The organism is Candidatus Melainabacteria bacterium (genome assembly GCA_016193285.1).
Lineage (GTDB): Bacteria > Cyanobacteriota > Vampirovibrionia > 2-02-FULL-35-15 > 2-02-FULL-35-15 > JACPSL01.
The window spans coordinates 1-19,623 of sequence record JACPSL010000003.1 but is presented as its reverse complement, the minus strand read 5'-3'; the positions used below and the strand labels follow the sequence as shown (position 1 = coordinate 19,623).

General features: G+C 30.6%; 18 protein-coding genes. 11 read left to right on the top strand and 7 right to left on the bottom strand.

Annotated features, from left to right (window positions below; genetic code table 11):
• Positions 1-82: 82 nt before the first annotated feature.
• Positions 83-1,501: a caspase family protein gene (locus HYY52_00525; GenBank protein MBI2995183.1), complete on the top strand. Its 1,419-nt coding sequence runs from the start codon at positions 83-85 to the stop codon at positions 1,499-1,501.
• Positions 1,502-1,564: 63 nt separating this feature from the next.
• A complete protein-coding gene (locus tag HYY52_00520; GenBank protein MBI2995182.1) occupies positions 1,565-2,332 on the top strand; it encodes a 16S rRNA (uracil(1498)-N(3))-methyltransferase in 768 nt (255 codons plus the stop codon).
• Positions 2,333-2,335: 3 nt separating this feature from the next.
• Here HYY52_00520 and HYY52_00515 read toward each other — a convergent pair whose 3' ends face one another.
• On the bottom strand, positions 2,336-3,136 hold the full coding sequence (locus HYY52_00515; protein ID MBI2995181.1) for a response regulator transcription factor: 801 nt from the start codon (positions 3,134-3,136) through the stop codon (positions 2,336-2,338).
• 274 nt (positions 3,137-3,410) lie between these two features.
• Here HYY52_00515 and HYY52_00510 point away from each other — a divergent pair, with 274 nt between their 5' ends.
• Both HYY52_00510 and nth read left to right on the top strand, forming a co-directional pair.
• The gene (locus HYY52_00510) at positions 3,411-3,941 is read left to right on the top strand and encodes a hypothetical protein (protein MBI2995180.1); all 531 of its coding nucleotides are present in this window, start codon (positions 3,411-3,413) and stop codon (positions 3,939-3,941) included.
• A gap of 4 nt (positions 3,942-3,945) precedes the next feature.
• Positions 3,946-4,593, top strand: coding sequence for an endonuclease III (gene nth, locus HYY52_00505; GenBank protein ID MBI2995179.1), 648 nt, complete (start codon positions 3,946-3,948; stop codon positions 4,591-4,593).
• Here nth and HYY52_00500 read toward each other — a convergent pair.
• Positions 4,565-5,605 (bottom strand): phosphoribosylformylglycinamidine cyclo-ligase, encoded by a 1,041-nt coding sequence (locus tag HYY52_00500; protein ID MBI2995178.1) that lies wholly within the window; start codon positions 5,603-5,605, stop codon positions 4,565-4,567. The genes nth and HYY52_00500 overlap by 29 nt on opposite strands.
• A gap of 15 nt (positions 5,606-5,620) precedes the next feature.
• Here HYY52_00500 and plsY point away from each other — a divergent pair, with 15 nt between their 5' ends.
• The 4 genes from plsY (at position 5,621) to HYY52_00480 (ending at position 9,593) form a co-directional block, all read left to right on the top strand.
• Entirely contained in the window at positions 5,621-6,262 is a 642-nt protein-coding gene (gene plsY / locus HYY52_00495) for a glycerol-3-phosphate 1-O-acyltransferase PlsY (protein ID MBI2995177.1), read from the top strand.
• A gap of 401 nt (positions 6,263-6,663) precedes the next feature.
• Positions 6,664-7,482: a hypothetical protein gene (locus HYY52_00490; GenBank protein ID MBI2995176.1), complete on the top strand. Its 819-nt coding sequence runs from the start codon at positions 6,664-6,666 to the stop codon at positions 7,480-7,482.
• A gap of 2 nt (positions 7,483-7,484) precedes the next feature.
• Positions 7,485-8,744 (top strand): nucleotidyl transferase AbiEii/AbiGii toxin family protein, encoded by a 1,260-nt coding sequence (locus tag HYY52_00485; protein MBI2995175.1) that lies wholly within the window; start codon positions 7,485-7,487, stop codon positions 8,742-8,744.
• A 132-nt stretch (positions 8,745-8,876) separates the two neighbouring features.
• On the top strand, positions 8,877-9,593 hold the full coding sequence (locus tag HYY52_00480) for a hypothetical protein (protein ID MBI2995174.1): 717 nt from the start codon (positions 8,877-8,879) through the stop codon (positions 9,591-9,593).
• A 90-nt stretch (positions 9,594-9,683) separates the two neighbouring features.
• Here the strand turns inward: HYY52_00480 and leuB are convergent, their stop codons facing one another.
• The 5 genes from leuB to HYY52_00455 are packed head-to-tail and all read right to left on the bottom strand — an operon-like array spanning position 9,684 to position 16,795.
• Positions 9,684-10,757 carry a 3-isopropylmalate dehydrogenase gene (leuB, locus tag HYY52_00475; protein ID MBI2995173.1) on the bottom strand — a complete coding sequence of 358 codons (1,074 nt, stop codon included), beginning with the start codon at positions 10,755-10,757 and terminating at the stop codon, positions 9,684-9,686.
• Positions 10,750-11,460 (bottom strand): SurA N-terminal domain-containing protein, encoded by a 711-nt coding sequence (locus HYY52_00470; GenBank protein MBI2995172.1) that lies wholly within the window; start codon positions 11,458-11,460, stop codon positions 10,750-10,752. The genes leuB and HYY52_00470 overlap by 8 nt, the downstream gene beginning before the upstream one ends.
• Positions 11,461-11,519: 59 nt before the next feature.
• The gene (gene mfd, locus HYY52_00465; GenBank protein MBI2995171.1) at positions 11,520-14,996 is read right to left on the bottom strand and encodes a transcription-repair coupling factor; all 3,477 of its coding nucleotides are present in this window, start codon (positions 14,994-14,996) and stop codon (positions 11,520-11,522) included.
• Positions 14,997-16,418: a DUF1727 domain-containing protein gene (locus HYY52_00460; GenBank protein MBI2995170.1), complete on the bottom strand. Its 1,422-nt coding sequence runs from the start codon at positions 16,416-16,418 to the stop codon at positions 14,997-14,999.
• A 32-nt stretch (positions 16,419-16,450) separates the two neighbouring features.
• The gene (locus HYY52_00455) at positions 16,451-16,795 is read right to left on the bottom strand and encodes a histidine triad nucleotide-binding protein (protein MBI2995169.1); all 345 of its coding nucleotides are present in this window, start codon (positions 16,793-16,795) and stop codon (positions 16,451-16,453) included.
• Positions 16,796-16,819: 24 nt separating this feature from the next.
• On the opposite strand from HYY52_00455, the gene HYY52_00450 reads away from it, so the two are divergent.
• The 3 genes from HYY52_00450 to HYY52_00440 are packed head-to-tail and all read left to right on the top strand — an operon-like array spanning position 16,820 to position 19,422.
• Positions 16,820-17,797: a DHH family phosphoesterase gene (locus tag HYY52_00450; GenBank protein MBI2995168.1), complete on the top strand. Its 978-nt coding sequence runs from the start codon at positions 16,820-16,822 to the stop codon at positions 17,795-17,797.
• Complete coding sequence (ispD, locus tag HYY52_00445; GenBank protein MBI2995167.1) at positions 17,790-18,524, top strand: 2-C-methyl-D-erythritol 4-phosphate cytidylyltransferase; 735 nt, start codon at positions 17,790-17,792, stop codon at positions 18,522-18,524. Before HYY52_00450 ends, ispD begins: the two co-directional genes overlap by 8 nt.
• Positions 18,508-19,422, top strand: a complete 915-nt coding sequence (locus tag HYY52_00440; protein MBI2995166.1) for a homoserine kinase — start codon at positions 18,508-18,510, stop codon at positions 19,420-19,422. Before ispD ends, HYY52_00440 begins: the two co-directional genes overlap by 17 nt.
• Positions 19,423-19,623: the final 201 nt, after the last annotated feature.

Sequence of the window (19,623 nt, the reverse complement as noted above, 5' to 3'; positions counted from 1 at the left end):
TAAGTAAGCACTGTTAAAAGAAACTTTCTGGTAGAATAACTAACAATAGCTAGTAAAGATATCTATAAAAGGCAGGTTTCATATGGGAAGCTCTATTGTTCGTATTGGTGGCTTATCTATTCCAATACTTGTAGGAGCATTATTTGCTGGTGAAAATAATGTTGATTCAAAGAAGCCTCCAGTATTAAAGGCCCAAGGGATTAATGTTCAACTTAATCAACCTCTAACAAATCGAGGTAATGAATATGCTCTTACACTTAGGGAAATATATGGATTTGAAAGTAGAGAAATATACATTAGGAATTTACTTGAAAAATTAAATCCACAATTGTTATCATCAGTCTCAAATTTTAAAGATGATACAGCATTAAGTTCATTTAACAAAAAACATGATTTATCTCTTGTTTGTATAGGAATTAAAAGTGAACCTGCTGAATTTGTTTTTATTGATAACAATTACTTTTTGGGTAAAAGTCAGATACCACTTAGAGTTGCACTTACTTATGAAGAAGTTACAAATATAAAAACAAAGCAAAGTTTAGAACAACTTCTAGAAAAAAAACTCAGTGCTCATATAAATGATATGTGTGAGCAGTATGCTGTATGGAGTGAACCTTATCAATATGATTTTCAAAAAAATAGTGGAGCCTGCATGTTTGCTCTTTCTTTAGAAGGATTGTCAGGCATGGAAACAGATCTTGCAAGAGTACTTGAAACATATAGGAGAGATTATGGAATGTCTCTTAGTGCTTTATGCATAGATGATATTCATAAAGAAGAACTTTTACAAGTTTTAGGAGACGAGGGTTTTTGTGATATTCCTGAAATTGTATCTGGTACTAAAAGTGAAATATTGAGGCAGCTTGAAAGCTCTCTTAAAAAAGCAATTGATGAAAAAAAATCAGTGTTTATGTTTCATTACATGAATCATGGAAATGAAGATGGTGGTATATTGGCATCTGATTATGAAACTATGGAACCTAAAGAAATTGCAGAGATTATTTCACGACCTTACAAAGGACAATCACTTTGTGCACAAATAGATATTACAATTTGGGCAGGTTCTTGTTTTTCTGGCAGTCAACTAGATGGGATAAAAAATTACTTCCAGGAAAGAAAAGAGATACCTGTTAAAAATCTTAGAATAATAACTGAATCAAAATACACATCAGCTGGAGCAGGCACTACTCCTGAAAATGCTTCTTTAGTAAGTGATTTAATGACTGATAAATCAGGGCCATTAGATTATTATTGCTCTTGGTACAAGGAGTACCTACAGCATCTTACAAGTAAGGGAGTAAAAATAGAAAGACCTGTTGGTACTTACTTACATAAAATTAAGTTTGCAGATCTTATGACGCAGTATGATACTTCAAATAGACAAGATTCACAAGGGTTTCACTATTCAAATGATCCAAAGACTAAGAAATTAATAGAACAATATTTTACTCAAACAAAACCAAATATTAGTGTGAATAATTATATGCAAAATGTTGCTTAAAGTGATTGAATATTGTTCAAAAGCTAATTGACAATTGATAATTGATAATTGACAATTATAAACATGGCTTATCGATTTTTTTTAAATCCTACTCAAGTTAATTGGCAAGAAAAAAAAGCTAGCATTATTGATTCTGAGCAAATATATAAAGTTTCAAATGTCTTACGATTAAGAGAAAATGATCAGGTTGTTCTTTTGGATGGGAATGGCATTATTTATAATGCTCAAATTCTTTCATGTTTTTCTAGATCTATCCAATGCAGGCTTTTAAGCAGACGAACTGTAAACACGGAACCAAATTTAAGAATTACAATTGCACAAGCGTTATTAAAGGGACCTAAATTTGATTATGCACTACAAAAAAATACTGAAATAGGAGTTTGTGAATTTATTCCAATAACTTGTGAACGTACAGTTGTACAAATCAAAGAAGAAGGAATAGTCAGAGAGTTAGGCAGAAGAATCTCCAGATATCAAAACATAGTACAAAGTGCTGCTGAACAATCTGAGCGAGGATTAATACCAAAAGTTCAAGATATTTTATCTATAGATGAATTAATAAAGATAAATTTATCCGGATATGATCTTAAGTTAATTTGTTTAGAAAGAACTCAGTCTAATGGAATAAAAGAAGTATTAAATAGTTTGCAGGATAAAGTACAAAAGGTACTAGTACTAATTGGACCTGAAGGTGGTTTTACTGAAAGTGAAATAAGAACTGTTACCTCAAATGGATTTAAGTCAGTAAGTTTAGGAAGAAGAATTTATCGTTCAGAAACAGCAGGCATAGTAATATCTAGTATTTTATTTTTTTATTTTAATGATCTGTAGTTTTTACCTGTGTTCCTCTTTGTTTTGAGGATTTGTTTGAGGATTTAATCTTGTGTATAAATTCTGAGATTGTTCAGGGTGTACATATTGTACTCGTTCATCTTGTGCTGCATGCATTCGTTGCTTATGTGCATTGTTTCTGAATTTAGGTGCTTCTTCTATTAACTTTTTAGCAATCTGAAGAACTGTTTCTCTAAGTTCTTGAGGATTGTTAACTGCTGCATCAAGATCTTCATTGGTAGTTTTTAACCAGACTTGTTCGAAAGCTTCAAACGTAATATTTTGTCTTGCGTTAGCTATTGAAATTAGCCTTAGTCTTGGATTTATAACTTTGTTTGCTTTTGTGTTAATCCCAAATGATAAAAACAAATTGTTTAATCGACTCTCTATAGTTTTTTCTGATATACCAAGAATTTTTCCTGTGGTTTTGTTTGATAGTCCTGCAGCTACAAGTAATAATGTTGCTGTTTGATCTTCTGTTAGTAATTCATTTGGTGGTTCTTGTGAGGGAAAGTATTTTAATTTTTTTGCATAATAACATTTAGCAACAAGTCTTGCTCTTGGATTTATGTAACCGTTAGTATCATAGATTTTTGCTAAACGAATTAAAAATGTTGTAATTGATTCAATATTTTTAGTTGAAAAATTTAAATCTTCTGCTATTGATGCATTTGACCAACCGCTTGCCATTAATTGAAGAGCTCTTTTTCTGCTTGGATTATATTTAATTAAAAAATCTGGCTCTACTGTAACTTGTACAATATCTGTTTGTGTATTTAGCTTATTATTTTCTTGAGAAAGCAACTAAATGCCTCCTTTACATGTGCTAGCTGTAATGTTTATTCCCAAAAGCAGCAAGCCTCAATCTAAAATAGACAATTTAATTTAGTTTAAAAGTAGTATAAAAAGGAATCACCCTAAATCTGTGGATTGTTAAGAACTGGTAAATAAAAAGCATGAAAAATAAGCAATTATCATTTAAAATGCTTAGAAAATCTAGAAATGTTTTATAATTTTAAGTTGTAAGTATCATTTTCTAAAATGACTGAGCTTTATACATATTAAGGAATAAAAGGTCATGAGTGTAGGAAATCCAAGTTTAACAGGTATACCAAAACAAGCTACTCCAGTGGTAAAACAAGTAGCTCAAAATAATCAAGCAAATAATAATACATCAGCTCGTCAAGCTGCGATTGCAAATGCAACTAGACCATCAACTGGGCCGGCAGTTCCTGCACAAACAATGACAACACCTGCAGTTGTATTACCAGGAGCACCTGCTATAGCACGAGCAGGCGGTACAACAACACCAGGTACTCGAGGTGTTGCACAAGCTCAAGCTGCTCCTACACAAGGACAAGCAGGAACAGTTGCAGCAGCAATGGCTATGGCAGCAAGTCCTGCACTTTTAGCAGCAATGGGAGCAGCAGCTCTTACTAGTAAAGGAAAAGTTTTTTCAATCTCTGGAGATGCAGAGCAAGATGTAGGTAATGTTGGTTTAGGAACTGAATCAGAAGAACAAGTAGATGCATTAGTAGAAGTAGATGCAGCAGAAGCATCAGCAGAAGGTTTAAGTGCAGCAAATTCAACAGGCCAACCAGCAACTTAGAGAATTGAGAATTGAGATAAAGAAAATTCTTCTGCTTTTAAAAAAGCAGTATCCTAATGTAAAAACTGCTTTAAGTCATAAAAATCCTCTTGAACTTTTAATAGCTACAATTTTATCTGCACAGTGTACAGATGCGAGAGTAAACATTGTAACTAAAAACCTTTTTAAAAAGTATAAAAAAGCAAGAGACTATGCAGATGCAAATGTTAGTGATTTTGAAAAAGAAATTTATTCAACAGGATTTTTTAGGAATAAAGCAAAAAATATAATTGCTTCTTGTCAGATTATTGATAAAAAGTATAATGGCAAAGTCCCGGATAACTTTGAAAAATTATTAGAACTTCCTGGTGTTGCAAGAAAAACAGCAAACTGTGTTATGGGAAATGCTTTTAATGTGCCTTCTGGAGTTATAGTAGATACTCATGTTTTAAGAATTGCTCAGAGATTAGGACTTACTAAAAATACAGATCCAAATAAAGTTGAACAAGATCTAATAAAAATAATTCCAAGAGATGAATGGATAAGTTTTAGTCATATGATAATTGAGCACGGTAGAAAAATCTGTGATGCGCGAAAGCCTAAATGTGAAATTTGTATGTTAAATAAATTATGTTTTTACTCCTCTATCCTTCATAAAACACTTTTTTACTAGTGTCTTTTATTACCTTTCCAATTTTATAGCTTTTAAATCCTTCTTTCTGTATTTCTTTAGAAATATTTTCTTCTATGTTTTTATTGACTATTATTACTATTCCAATTCCACAATTAAAAGTTTTAAGCATTTCATTGTTTTCAATGTTTCCAGTTTCTTGAATTAATTTAAATATTACAGGTTTTTGCCACGAGTTTAAATTTATTTTGCAGCTTATATTTTCCGGAAAAATCCTTGGGATATTTTCACTTAGTCCGCCACCTGTAATGTTTGCAATTCCTTTTATTTCAAATTTAGCTATTAAATCTCGAATTAGTTTTGCATAGATGAAAGTTGGCGTTAAAAGAATTTCACCTATTGATTTATCTAATTTCGGATGCTTGTAATTTATATCCCATTTTGCAATTTCAAAAAATACTTTCTGGGCTAAACTATAGCCATTGCTATGCAGACCAGAACTTTCAATTCCAATTAATAAGTCTCCTTCTTGGATTTTTAAACCATCAATAATATTATTTCTTTCAACAATTCCTACTGCAAATCCTGCTAAATCATATTCATTGTTTTTATAAAATCCAGGAAGTTCTGCAGTTTCTCCACCAAGTAAAGTACAGTTTGATTCTAAACAACCATCTGTAATTCCTTTTATTACTTCTTTAGCTTGGATCGGAGATAATTTCCCTGTTGCAAAGTAATCTAAAAAAAATAATGGTTCAGCCCCTGAACAAATTAGATCGTTTATGCACATTGCTACTAGATCTATGCCAATTGTTTCGTGTTTATTTAATCTAAAAGCAAGTTTTAGTTTTGTTCCTACTCCATCAGTACAAGCAACTAAAACAGGATCTTTATATTTATTTGGAATTTGAAAAAGCCCGCTAAATCCACCAACTCCTGAGATTACCTCAGGTCTATAAGTTTTTTTTGCAAGAGGCTTAATATACTCAACAGTTTTATTGCCTGCTTCTATGTCAACTCCTGAATCTTTGTATGTAATACTTTTAGTCATCATATAAAATGATACATTATGGATTATCTTATTTGGATATTAATAGCTTACTTAATTGGTTCAATCCCTATTGGCTATTGGATTGGTAAGTTAAAAAGTATAGACCTCACAAAAGAAGGAAGTGGAAGTACTGGTACTACTAATGTACTTAGAAAAGTTGGGAAAGTCCCTGCACTTATAACTTTAGTTTTTGATGTATTAAAAGGATTTTTTCCTGTTTACTTTGTAATTCATTTGCAAAATAGTTTAATTCTTGTTTTGTTTGTTGGAATAGCTTGTATATTAGGGCATAGTAAATCTATTTTTTTAAAATTTAAAGGGGGCAAATCTTCTGCAACAGGTTTAGGTATTTTAATTGCAATAAGCTGGAAAGTTGCATTAATTACTTTTTTAATCTGGCTTATTGTAGTTTTAGCATCAAGGTATTCATCTCTTGGATCAATCATTGCAATTCCACTTGTACCAGTCTGGTTTTATTTATTTCATATGTCATATGTCTATGTACTTTTTGGGATCTTTGCAGCAGTTTATATTGTACTTATAAAGCACAGGGAAAATATTCAAAGATTACTAGCAGGGACAGAACCCAAAATAGGTGAGAATCGACTCAACAATTTTCTTTTTATAATCTACATAAGCAAATGCTTCTTCACTAGCTAGAAATCTTGTTCTCATCCAAACCCCAGAAGCTCCCTCAGAGATCAGCTCCTCCCGCTTTAAGATAATCACGTAAAAAGATTTCAGAAAAACTATAGAAAAAATCAAAGAACTTAAATACAATAGTGCAACTATCAATGATTATTAATTATTTTGAGCAGATTTTCTAAGTTCATACAATACAGTAGAAGTTTACTTTTAAATCTTTATGTTCTTGATTTAATGAAACATTATTTACGAACTTAAAAGAATATTTAACTTCATTTTTTTTCTAGCTTTACGTAAGTAATCTTTTCATCGGTGTCTAAATTTATTTTCTGGTTTTCTTACTTGATTTTATAAGTGTTGTTTGACACAAATTTTGAGATATTGCTATATACAATTGAATATGTAATAATTCTACTATGCGTAGAAAATCTACATACTCAATTGCAGCAGGAATATCAAGAGAATATAGAGAGCTTTTATCTGCTTTAAACAGGCAAACTAAAGGCCCATTTTCAGTAACTGATGCAATAAAACTTTTAAAGCTGCCAAATCAAAAAGTAAAAAAGATTTTACCTTACTTAGCAAAAAAAGGATGGCTAAAAAGAGTAAGACAAGGAGTGTATATTACTGTTCCACTTGAAGCACAAACTCCAAAATCATGGACAGAAGACAACTGGATTATTGCATCTAAAATATTTTTACCTTGCTATATTGGCGGATGGAATGCGGCTCAATATTATGAATTAACTGAACAACATTTTAGAGCAATAGTAGTTTATACAACTAAACAAGTGCGACATAGGAGACCAACTATTGAAGAAACACAATACATTGTTAGAACAATAAAAGAGGAAAGAATGTTTGGTATAGATTCAATTTGGATAAGGGAACATAAAATTAATATATCTGATCCTTCAAAAACAATAATAGATTTGTTAGATACTCCTTCACTTGGTGGTGGCATAAGACACGTTTCTCAAATACTAAGTGAATATTTTCATAGTAAACACAAGAACGAAAAATCTTTAAAAAAATATTTAGAATTAATGGGCAATAAAGTAATCTACAAAAGACTTGGTTTCCTGATAGAAAAACTCAAAATCAATGTATCTGGTTTATCTAAACGATGTCTCAAAAATATTAATCGAGGAAAAGTATACCTTGATCCTGATTTACCAAAAGAAGGGGTTGAGGATAAAAAATGGGGTTTGATTATTAATGCTTCAATTAACTAAAAATGATTAACCTGAATGAAATAAGGAGCTTGTCTTCTGAATGGGGACTGCCAATAGAAACTATAGAAAAAGATTATGTTCTTGGCTGGCTATTGTCAGGAATAGCAAGAAACACAATAATCGGAACTACCTGGGTTTTTAAGGGTGGTACCTGTCTGAAAAAATGCTACATGGAAACATGGAGATTCTCGGAAGATTTAGATTTCACGGTTTTACCAAATGGAGTAGCTGAACAAAAAGAAATACAAAAGCAGATTAATACTATATTAGAACAATTACAAAAAGAATCAGGAATTCAATTCTCCATAGAAAAAACAAAGTTAGAAGAAAGACCAAATCAAAAATCAATTGAAGGAAGTATTTATTTTCAAAGTTTAACAGGCAGAAGTACACCAGTAAGAATAAAATTAGATATAACTCAAGATGAGATAGTTGTATTAGAACCTATTAAGCGTTCTATAGCACATACTTATAGTGATTCTTTACCCTTAAACTCAGAGGTGCTTTGTTACACTTTTCAAGAGCTTTTTGCAGAAAAGATACGTGCTATGGGGCAAAGAACTCGCCCTCGTGATCTTTATGACATAGCTAATATTTTTTGGAGATGCCATTCAGATTTAAAAGAAAGTGAAATAAGAAATGTATTTTCAAAAAAATGTGAATATAAAAATTTACCAATTATCACATTAGGAAATATTCAAAATTCTCCAGCATTAACAGAATTAAAAACCGAATGGAAAAATATGCTTGGACATCAAATCCAAGAATTACCAGATGTGGAGCATTATCTTTCTGTTCTTCCTGAACTTTTCGAATGGCTTGAGGGCAAAGAAAAAATTACATTGCTTCCTGTCTTTGCAACTAAAGAACAATTGGATCAAAAATGGAAGCCACCAGTAACAATTAGCCATTGGGAAGATGGTACATATCTTGAAAGAATAAGATTTGCTGCTGCCAACAGGCTATGTGTAGATTTAAGATACCAAGGTAGTAGCAGAGTTATAGAACCATATTCCCTGAGAAAAACTAAAGATGGAAATATTGTCCTTTATGCCAGAAAACATAATACAAAAGAAGACATATCCTATAGGGTTGACAGGATTGAAGGTGCGGCAGTTACAAAAACTGCCTTTGTACCTGCATATAACATTGAACTTACTCCTGCAGGCACACTAAATATTCCACCAACAAAACCTTATTACAGTGAAGATACCAAGCGTTCGAGACATACTTCTACAAGAGTCAGACCCAAATATTTATAATTTATTTATATTTGCAATTGAAAAGATGTGAAAATTACATTGAAATCTTGATTAGCTTTCTTTTATTGACTTCAACTCTTTAACTTTTGTAGTATTGAAGAACAAAGGGTTTTCACTAGTTAGTAAAAATTTATGATAGCTGTATTTGAAAAGATTTTAGTTGGAGCTTCAAGTATGTTTCCTTCCCAAAGGAAAGATGTACCAATCCGAAGAAATGCAAGCAGCAAGGTTGAAGAAGATGTTATAGGTGGTACCGTTGAGTATGCAAAAAGTATTGAGCAGGAAGGTAAACGACCATGGTTTGGTATAAGAGAATTAAAAGTAGCTGGGGAAAAATACTTGATTAAACCATTTGGTAAACCAGGAGGACAAGTTCACGTGTTTGTAATTAATAGATTTCCTCATCTTGTTTTTAAGGTGCCATATGAAAATCCAATATTTGATCTTACTGATTGTAACTTTAGAAGAGAAGCTGCAACTATAGAAGTAGTTGCTAACAACTTGATTGGGCAGAAGAAACTAAAAGCTTTAGATGGTTTCCCACTATGCAAAATCCCTGGGTTTGCTGCATTCGGATATTTAAAAGTACAAGGACTTGATAGAGGACTAGTAGTACAGCAAATTGGGGAGCAAAATTCTGTAACTCCTGAAGAACGGGAAAAGTTATGGGAGTTTTTAAATGGAAAAGGGGTACACACAGACTGTGTTAAATATAATAATTCTGCTGCTATCCTTGGGAGCTGGGGAAGAAGAGAAGTAGTAAACATTGATAATGCTGATGTTCAAATATCAGAAGAAAATGGACAAAGATTTAACCTTGATGAATTGTATTCTAAGTGGGTAAAATAGTATTTTGTAAGCTAATACTAATAGGGTGATTCTTTGTTAGCTCAGATGTTGTTACAAATGTAATCATATTAGCATCGGTTAAATAATCCTCTACAATCCATTACAAATTAAATCTCCCATCTCTTTAGTTCCAACTAACTTACAACCATTTTGAAAAATATCTTTTGTTCTGTAACCTTTTTTTAAAGTGTTTTTTACTGATTCATTAATTGCACTATAAACTTGCTCATCATTAAAACTATATTTAAACATCATAGCTACTGAAAGCATCATTGCAAGTGGATTTGCTAAATCTTTACCTGCAATATCAGGTGCACTTCCATGAACAGGTTCATATATTGAAGCATAAGTTCCATCTCCCATTGATGCACTTGGTAACATTCCAATACTTCCAGTTAACATAGCTGCTTCATCAGATAAAATATCACCAAATAAATTCTCAGCAAGAATTACATCAAATTGTTTTGGATTTTTAATAATTTGCATGGCAGCATTATCAATATATAAGTGTTCTAAAGTAATATCTTTATAATTTTTTGAAACTTCAATTACAACATCTCTCCAAAGTTGTGAGACATCTAGTACATTTGCTTTATCAATAGATGTAACTTTCTTTTTTCTTTTTCTTGCAATTTCAAATGCAACTTTTGCTATTCTTTTTATTTCTGATTCAGAGTAAATCATTGTGTTAAAACCAGTTCTCTCATTATTTCTAACTTCAATTCCTTTTGGTTTTCCAAAATAAAGCCCACCAGTAAGTTCTCTAACTACGATTAAGTCAGTGCCAGTTAAAACTTCTTTTTTAAGAGTAGAAGTGTCAAGAAGTGGATCAAAAATCATTACTGGTCTAAGATTTGCAAAAGCAGAAAGTCCTGCTCTTAAACCTAGTAAACCGCTTTCTGGGCGTTTTTCTCTCGGTAAGTTATCGTATTTTGGCCCGCCAATTGCAGCTAATAAAACTACATCTGATTTTTTACAGGTATTAAGTGTGTCTTCTGAAAGTGGTACTCCAGAATTATCAATTGCAATTCCACCAAAATCTTTTTTTTTAATATTAAATTTGTAATTAAACTTTTCTTCTATGACTTTAAGTAACTTTTCAGCTTCTATAGATACTTCTGGTCCTATTCCATCACCACTAAGTAAGGTTATTGTTTTAGTCATTTCTTTCTTCAATCTTTTTTCTAAATTCTTTTATTTCAGTAGTTAATTCATCTATTGTTATTGCTTCTTTTGTTTGTTCTTCTAATTTCTTGATTTCTTTAACTTGAGATTCAACTTTTTCTTTAGTTATTGCAGGGTATTCACTAGCTCTTATAGTTATATTTGTTTCAGAAGTAAGCTCTTGTGGAAATACCTTATCTTTGTAGATAACAATACTTGCCACTTGTTTTTTATTATTTATAAATGTGCTTAAATTGCCAGCTCCTTTTATAATATCTTCTTTTATTTGGTCATATAAAATTTGTTTTTTAATTTCATCTTTAGCATCTTCAATAGTTGCATTATTTTCAGCAAGGAATTTTTTAAATGCTTCTTCTCCACCTTGTTTTTCGGTGGTTAAATTAAATCTTTTATTTATTTCTTCTTCATTTGCTTCTAAGTTTCTTGCTTTTGCTTCCTGAAGAATTAAGGTATCTTCAATTATTTGATTTAATATTTTTTCTTTTACAGCATTTTCTTGATTTTTTTCAATAGGTAATTTCTTTTGCCTGGCATTAAATAATCTATTAAATGTATTTAAGTAAATATTTTCACCATTTACATTTGCAATTATTTCATTGTCTTGTATTTGAGAAAAAGAAGGATTGATAATTAGAAATAAAAAAAGAAAAGAGATTATTATTTTATAAAGGTATTTCTTCATTTGCTATGAATATTATTGTAATTTAAATTTGAGCTTTTTTCTTGGGTGATTTGACTTTTTTATGCAATTTTTTTGTTTATCTGAAGTGATCTTAAACGACCTAAAAGTTCAAATAAAAGCTCTAACTGTCTTTCAGCGATTAATCCTAATGTTTTAAAAAGTAAGTATGATGTATGACTTCCTTCCCTAGCATTTGATTTAAAAATAGTTCTGTCGGTTATATCTTTTGGAAGTAAGGACTGGATGCTTAACCAATTTTGTAGTCTAAAGTTTATGTCAATTTTAATTGTTGGTGATAAACCTGATTCTGATTTTATGGTTTTTATTCCGACTTGGCTGGCAAGAATTCTAAGCTCTACAATTTTTATAAGGTTTTCAGCTTCTTTTGGAAAATTACCAAAACGATCTTTCCATTCAGCACTTAAATATTCAAGTTCTTTGTTTGTTCTAACATTTGCTAATCTTTTATATTCAATTACTTTTTGTCCTTCATCTTCAATATAAGTATTTGGTATAAAGGCACTGATGTTTAAGTCTACAACGGTTTCTAATTCAATGTCTTCTACCTCAAGTCCTCTTAATTTATCAACTGCTTCATTTAAAAGCTTACAATATAAATCAAAACCAACTGAAATCATGTGTCCATGCTGTTCTTGTCCTAAAATATTTCCTACGCCTCTAATTTCCATATCACGAAGTGCAATCTGGTAACCTGATCCAAGATTAGAAAATTCTTTAATTGCTTGCAATCTGTTTTTTGCAACCTCGGATAAAATTTTATTTTGTAGATAAAGACAGTATGCAAATGCCTGGATTTCTGCTCTGCCAACCCTTCCCCTTAATTGATAAAGCTGTGCAAGTCCCATTTGATCAGCATTATCAATGATTATAGTGTTTACATTTGGAATATCTAAACCAGATTCAATAATTGTAGTACAAACAAGTACATTATATTTTTTAGCCCAGAAATCTAACATTACTTTTTCTAATTCTTTTTCTTGCATTTGTCCATGTGCAATAGCAATATTTGCTTCTGGTGTAAGTTCTTTTATAAAAGCTGCTGTTTTGTAAATTGTTTCTATTTTATTGTGAACAAAGTAAACTTGCCCTCCTCTTTCTAATTCATGAAGAATTGAGGTTTTTATTATTGTAGGTTTAAACTCTCCTACAAAAGTTTTTATTGGTAAACGATTTAATGGTGGGGTATTAATTAAAGACATGTCTTTAGCACCAGATAATGCCATATTTAATGTACGTGGAATAGGAGTAGCACTTAAAGTAACTACATCTACTGTTACTCTTAATTGTTTTAATTTTTCCTTATGAATAACCCCAAATCTTTGTTCTTCATCAATTACAACCAAGCCAAGATCTTTAAACACTACATCTTTTTGTAATAGCCTGTGTGTTCCAATTACTAAGTCAATTTCACCAAGAGCTAATTTTGCTATTGTGTCTTTTTGTTCTCTTTGACTTATAAATCTGCTAAGAATACCAATTCTAACTGTATAAGGTGCAAGCCTTTCAAAAATAGTATTAAAATGTTGCTGAGCTAATATTGTAGTTGGTACTAGTACTGCTGCTTGCTTTCCGGATAAAATTGCTTTAAAAATTGCTCTAAGTGCTACTTCAGTTTTCCCGTAACCAACATCTCCACAAATAAGCCTGTCCATTGGTTTTGTTGACTCCATATCTGTTTTTACTTCACATATAGCTTTCCATTGATCTGGAGTTTCAGTATATGGAAATGCTTCTTCCATTTCAATTTGCCAATGTGAATCTTGATTAAATGAAAAGCCTTCTAATTTTGATCTAGCTGTATAAAGATTTAACAGGTCTTCTGCAATTCTTTTAACTGCTTTCTTAACTCTTTTTTTTGTTAGCTCCCATTCAGCTCCGCCAAGTTTTGAAAGCTTTGGAATTACATCGGCTGAACCACGATATCTATAAAGTAAATTTACTTGATGTGCTGGTATATAAAGCTTTCCATCACTAGCATATTCAATCATTAGGTATTCACGGGAAATATCATCTACTGTCATTTTTACAAGACCACGATATTTTCCAATCCCATGCTTTATATGAACAACATAATCATTTACTTTTAAGTCTTCTATGTTAGTAAAGTATTCATGTTTATCTAATTTTGTTTGTTTCTTTAAAAAATTTGGTTTACGTTTTGTACCAAATATTTCCTCGTCAGTAAGAATTACTATATTTGAAGAGCTCATTATAAAACCATTTGTAGTACCACCTTTACAAATTATTATTTGATTGGATTTATAATCTTCTTCTTTTATATTTTCACTCTCTGAAGTAAATGAAGGTAAGTCCCATTCTCTTAAAATACCTTTAATTCTTTGTACTTGATCACTAAAAATTACTACTTTATTATTTAAAGAAATCCATTCTTTTACTTTAGCTGCAAATTTATCAATTTGATTTTGAAATTTATCTGACGGATAAAATGCTAGATTAATTAATTGATTAGTTTTTATGTCAAATGTTTCAAATCTTTCTATGTAACTTGTAGTGAAGTTTTGTAGACTTTTTATTACAAATTTTTCATCATGTATAAGCAAATGAGGTAACGGAATTATTTTTTTATTATTTTCTAGTTCATTTTTTATTTCTAAATTTCTTTTATGCCAGTTTTCTAATAATGTTATATTTGAGTTCCAGTCATCAACTATTACAAGTGTTTCTTTAGGCAAATAATCAAACAATGATGAGTCTCTTTGATTAATTAACTGTGAGTAATATTCTACTGATTCACAGTAACTATTAATTCTTATTTGTTCAATTTCTTCGCTTGGAAATTCTTTACTGCCTTTAATTAAGTCTTTTATTTTATTAGCAAGTTCATTAGTATTTAAATTTGCTATGTAATATCTTGGATTTATAATTATTTCATTTATATCTTCAATTGATCTTTGAGTAGAAATTAAGTATGTTTTAATTGATTCTATTTCATCTCCAAACAACTCAATTCTAGAAGGCTCACCAATAATTGGATAAATGTCAAATATGTTTCCTCTTGTACTAAACTCTCCTCTGTTTGTTACTAGTGGTGTTTTTTTATATCCAATTAAAACCAGCTTTTCTGATAATTCTTGTGAATTTATACTTGAACTCTTAGTTATTTTAAAACTATATTTTGTAAAATCTTCTTTGTTCCATATTTTTTCAGATAAACATTTTAATGAACTAATAATTAAACATTTTTTATGTCCAGGAGTTAATGAAATTAATGTTTTTGCTTGATGAGAAATAACATCTACATCGCTTGAAATTTGATCATATGCAGATACTTCTTGACTACAGAAATAACAAATGTTTTCAGTTGTTAAGTTTTTAATTTCATAATAAAGATTTATCGCTGAACCTGGATCGTTTGCTAAATAAAGTATTGGTTTATTTAAAGAAGTTATTAAAGAAGTTAGAAAAAATCCTTTTGCAGAATCTGTTAAATTACTGAGGTGAGTGCTGAGTGCTGAAGATTTAAGGAATTCATTTATTAAGTAATTAATGATCATTTAAATTTTATACCCAGAACAAATGCCTTTTTGTTGCATTTCTAATAAAACAGTATAAGTTGGCAAAATGTACAATGTTTCATTTTCAGATAATGATTTAATAGCACCTTTAAGAGATACTAATAATTTTTCATTTGTTTTAATTTGATGTTCATTAATGCCTGCATATTTTAATCTTAAAGCCATATCAAAAGCTCTTTTACCTGAAACAAAAATTTCTTTTTTATGATTTGATAAAAGATCAAATCTAGCATCCCAAATCCAGGATATATCTCTTCCGTCTGCAAGATTGTCATTTAATGCAATTAAAAACCTGGAATTAGGAATTTGAGTAAGCAATTTTAATACTTCAGTTGCTCCAGTTGGATTTTTAATTAAGTAAATCCAAGACAACTTATTCTTAAATCTAATTTTTTCTCCTCTTCCAAAAATTGTGCTGTAAGACTGAAACCCTTTTTGAATTTGTACATTAGTAACATCGCTAATAGTCTTTGCAATCGCAATTGAACAAAGTGTATTATATAAATTAAAAATTCCAACAAGAGATATAAAAAAATTATTCTTATGATCATCATAATTTATGTCAAAGTAAGTACTTAAGTTATCAGTTTTAGTATTTGAAATTGTAAAATTTGTATCAGGTTTTTTAAGGTCACATTTTGAACATTTATAGTCTCCAAGATGTGCAAGTGTTTTATATTTAAAAATAAGATTAGATTTACATTCAGGACAAGATGTTATTTCTTCGGGATCAACATTCCAGATGTTTGATATATCATCATTATTTTGTCCTGAAACAACTTCTAAACCTCTAAACCTCGAAACCTCGAAACCTCCTTTATTAACTCCATAGTAGATTTTTTTGTTGTTAGCATTTAAAAATGCAACTCTTGGATCATCTGCATTTAATATAAGTATGGCATCTTTATTGTTTGTAATTCCTTTTTCAATTAACTTAACAGTTGTATCAAGTTCTCCAAAACGATCTAATTGATCTCTAAAAAAATTAGTTACTGCAATTACATTAGCTTTAATTAATGATGTAAGTAAAGGAAGAGTTGCTTCATCTATTTCTAAGATTATAAAATCATAGTCAAGACTACCAAATAAATTTGAGCTTTGAATTAAGGTACTAGCAACTCCTGCAAGTAAGTTTGCACCAAATTTGTTATAAGTAACTTTTTTCCCACTAGCTTTTAATATGCTTGCAAGCATTCCAGTGGTTGTACTTTTTCCATTAGTGCCAGTTATTAGAATTATTTTTAAATTGTTTTTTAATTTAAAATATTTTATAAAGTTTTTTTGAATCTTAAGAGCAACTTTTCCTGGAAAGTTTGATGCTTGTCCCAAGTAAAGAATCCCTATTAAAGAACTAATTAGCTTAGTAATCCAAAGAATTAGTATGAAGTTCAAATTTCTCATGGTGAGCCATTACGCCGATGCGCCGATACGTTCTATCCTGGTGGCCATTTATGAAATCTTCCACCTAAAACATGAACATGTAAATGATGAACAGTTTGACCCCCATTATCCCCAGTATTTATGACCGTTCTAAACCCATCGTTTAAATCTTTTAATTTAGCTACTTCTTTTACTGTAAGTAAAAGTTTTCCAAGTATATCTTTATTTTCAACCTCAAGAAAATTTTTATAATGCTTTTTAGTAATTACTAATGTATGAATAGGACTAACAGGATTAATATCATTAAAAGCTACAAACTCTTCATTTTCAAAAATGATTTTTGTTTGTAATTCTTTATTTGCTATTTTGCAGAAAATGCACTCTTGGTTTGTACTCATCATAAATACAGTATAATACAGGTAATGAAAGATACTAAGACTGTAAGTTTGATTATAGAAAAAATTAAAAATTTAAGAAAGAGTCTTGTGCTTTCTCATGAGAATCCTGATGGTGACACCTTAGGCTCAATGTTAGCTCTTGGTTCTTTACTTAAACAACATGGGCATATTGTTGATCATGTAATTTCTGATCCAGTTCCAGAAATATATAAGTTTCTTCCTTTTTCTAATCTTGTTAAAACTTCACAAGATAAGAATTTGCTTGGCAGTTATGAATTAGCTTTTTCATTGGATTGTGGTTCTGTAAGAAGACTTGGAAAAGCAAAAGATCTTTGGTTTAACTCTAAAGCAACAATAAACATTGATCACCATGTTTCAAATGAAAGATTTGCAAACATTAATTGGATTGAATCAGATGCAACAAGTACTGGGCAGTTAGTTTATTGGTTAGCTAAAAGCTTAAATGTAAAAATCACAAAAGAAATTGCAACATTGTTATATACAACCTTACTTACTGATACAGGTTGTTTTTCAAATTCAAATACAAGTTCAAATGCATTAAACTGGGGAGCAGAATTAATTGAACTTGGTGCAGAGCATACAGGTGTTTATAAGAAAGCTTTTTTAGAAAAACCATATAAGTCAATTAAGATATTTGGAAATGCTTTATCTAATTTAAATTTAACAGAAGATGGAAAAATTGCTTGGACATATGTTAGTAATGATTTACTGAAGAGTTTCTCTGCAACTAGTGAAGATACAGAAGATATTGTGGATTATATGATAAGAACAAAAGGAGTTTTAGTTAGTGTTTTTTTTAGAGAAGATGTAGGTGAGACTAAAGTTAGCTTAAGATCAAATACGGATGTTGATGTAAGTAAAATTGCAATTTCAATGGGTGGTGGCGGACATAAAAAAGCTGCAGGAGTTAATATAAAATCACCATTCTTAAAAGTAAAAGATCTTGTCTTAAAAAAAGTTATTGATGCAATAAATGAATAAGAATAAAAAAATCTCAATTATTATTGCAGGAGCTGGTAGTGCATCTAGAATGGATTCTGGTAACTCTAAATCAAAACTATTTGTGTTATTGGAAAATAAGCCACTAGTAATTTATTCTTTAGAAAAGTTTCTGCGACTTAATGACGTGCTTGAAGTAATTGTAGTGACAAATGATATTAATGCTACAAGAGAACTTTTAGAGCTGCGACCTACAAGCTGCGACCCAGGAAAAGTGAAAATTGTTTTAGGAGGTAAGAAGAGACAGGATTCTGTTTACAATGGTTTTTGCAAAGTTAATCCTACGTGTGATTTAGTTTTAATCCATGATGTTGCAAGGCCTTTGTTTGAATTGGATGATGTAAACAAGTGTATTGAAAGTGCTTATATTAATGGAGCTAGTGTATTAGCTATACCTCTTGTGGACACTATAAAGAAAAGTAAATCAGATAAAGACAAATTAGTTGTTGATTCAACAATTAGTAGGGATGAATTATATTTAATACAAACTCCACAAGTATTTAAATATGATTTATTAGAAAGATGTTACAGATTATTTAAAGATTCAAGCTTGACAATTACTGATGAAGCACAAATGATAGAACTTTTTGAGAATTCTGTTAATCTAATTATAGGAAACAGAAAAAATATAAAAATCACTTATCCTGAGGATTTAGAAATTGCTAGTGCAATCTTAAAAGAAGTAAAGAATTATGTCAGATGTAATTAAAATTAAAGTACCAGCATCAACTGCAAATTTAGGACCAGGCTTTGATACTTTGTCGCTGGCTTTGGAATGGTTTAATGAATTTACGTTTAAAGTAACCAGTGGTGGTCTAAAAATTAAAGGAGAAAATGCTTCTTTGCCATTAGATAATACAAACATAGTCTACAAATCGTTTTGTGAAGCGTTTAAAAAATTAAAAAAGGATCCTCCGCCCTTAGAAGTAAATATTGATTGTCAGATTCCAATGGCTAGTGGATTGGGTTCAAGTGCTAGTGCCATTGTAAGCGGACTTTTAGCTGCTAATTACTTGCTTGGTGGCTCTTTAAAAAAAGAAGATATTTTAAGTTTAGCTACAAAATTAGAAGGTCACCCTGATAATTGTGCTGCTGCAATATATGGTGGATTAACTGTTTCTGTTTCATTTGATGAAAAAGTTTTTGTAAATCAGTTTCCATGGCCAAGAGAATTATTAGTAATAGTAGTAATTCCTGACTTTGATTTGCCTACAAGAATTTCTAGAGAGCTACTACCACCAAACATTCCATTTGGAGATGCTGCTTTTAATGTAAGTAGGACTGCATATTTACTTTCTTGCTTATTAAATAAAAATTGGGAAGGTTTAAAAATTGGTTTTCAAGATAAGTTGCACCAGCCATTTAGAAAAGATCTTGTGCCTGGCATGGAAGATGTATTAAATGAAGGCATGAAATATGGTGCATGTGGCGGTACCTTATCAGGAGCAGGGCCTACGCTTGTAGCTTTTATAAACAATAAACAAAAGGCAGAAGATATTGGAAAAGCAATGACTTCTAAGTGGAAAGAATTTAATGTTAAAAGTAACTACAAAGTTTTAAATGTTGCTAGTGATGGGGCAAAAGTTGAAAGTTTAGTTATAAATTAAGTAAATTATTTATATCAAATGTACCCACATAGCAACTGTAGCACCAAGTATTGCTCCAATAACGCAACTTTGAAAATTAATCTCGAGAAAAGGCGTAATTCTTGAAAATATTAAAGTTTAAACAAAAATAGATGGCCTACATATTAATTCCTGGCATTGGTAGTTGTAATTGCTTAAAAGCATACTCTGTTCCACCAACTG

What these genes read in the sequence shown, in the direction of transcription:
- mfd (MBI2995171.1), bottom strand. Translation starts at nt 14,996, where the DNA reads ATGATCATTAATTACTTAATAAATGAATTCCTTAAATCTTCAGCACTC.
- HYY52_00440 (MBI2995166.1), top strand. Translation starts at nt 18,508, where the DNA reads ATGTCAGATGTAATTAAAATTAAAGTACCAGCATCAACTGCAAATTTA.
- HYY52_00525 (MBI2995183.1), top strand. Translation starts at nt 83, where the DNA reads ATGGGAAGCTCTATTGTTCGTATTGGTGGCTTATCTATTCCAATACTT.
- HYY52_00500 (MBI2995178.1), bottom strand. Translation starts at nt 5,605, where the DNA reads ATGATGACTAAAAGTATTACATACAAAGATTCAGGAGTTGACATAGAA.
- plsY (MBI2995177.1), top strand. Translation starts at nt 5,621, where the DNA reads ATGGATTATCTTATTTGGATATTAATAGCTTACTTAATTGGTTCAATC.
- leuB (MBI2995173.1), bottom strand. Translation starts at nt 10,757, where the DNA reads ATGACTAAAACAATAACCTTACTTAGTGGTGATGGAATAGGACCAGAA.
- HYY52_00460 (MBI2995170.1), bottom strand. Translation starts at nt 16,418, where the DNA reads ATGAGAAATTTGAACTTCATACTAATTCTTTGGATTACTAAGCTAATT.
- HYY52_00490 (MBI2995176.1), top strand. Translation starts at nt 6,664, where the DNA reads ATGCGTAGAAAATCTACATACTCAATTGCAGCAGGAATATCAAGAGAA.
- HYY52_00520 (MBI2995182.1), top strand. Translation starts at nt 1,565, where the DNA reads ATGGCTTATCGATTTTTTTTAAATCCTACTCAAGTTAATTGGCAAGAA.
- HYY52_00455 (MBI2995169.1), bottom strand. Translation starts at nt 16,795, where the DNA reads ATGAGTACAAACCAAGAGTGCATTTTCTGCAAAATAGCAAATAAAGAA.
- HYY52_00485 (MBI2995175.1), top strand. Translation starts at nt 7,485, where the DNA reads ATGATTAACCTGAATGAAATAAGGAGCTTGTCTTCTGAATGGGGACTG.
- HYY52_00470 (MBI2995172.1), bottom strand. Translation starts at nt 11,460, where the DNA reads ATGAAGAAATACCTTTATAAAATAATAATCTCTTTTCTTTTTTTATTT.
- HYY52_00480 (MBI2995174.1), top strand. Translation starts at nt 8,877, where the DNA reads ATGATAGCTGTATTTGAAAAGATTTTAGTTGGAGCTTCAAGTATGTTT.
- ispD (MBI2995167.1), top strand. Translation starts at nt 17,790, where the DNA reads ATGAATAAGAATAAAAAAATCTCAATTATTATTGCAGGAGCTGGTAGT.
- HYY52_00450 (MBI2995168.1), top strand. Translation starts at nt 16,820, where the DNA reads ATGAAAGATACTAAGACTGTAAGTTTGATTATAGAAAAAATTAAAAAT.
- HYY52_00510 (MBI2995180.1), top strand. Translation starts at nt 3,411, where the DNA reads ATGAGTGTAGGAAATCCAAGTTTAACAGGTATACCAAAACAAGCTACT.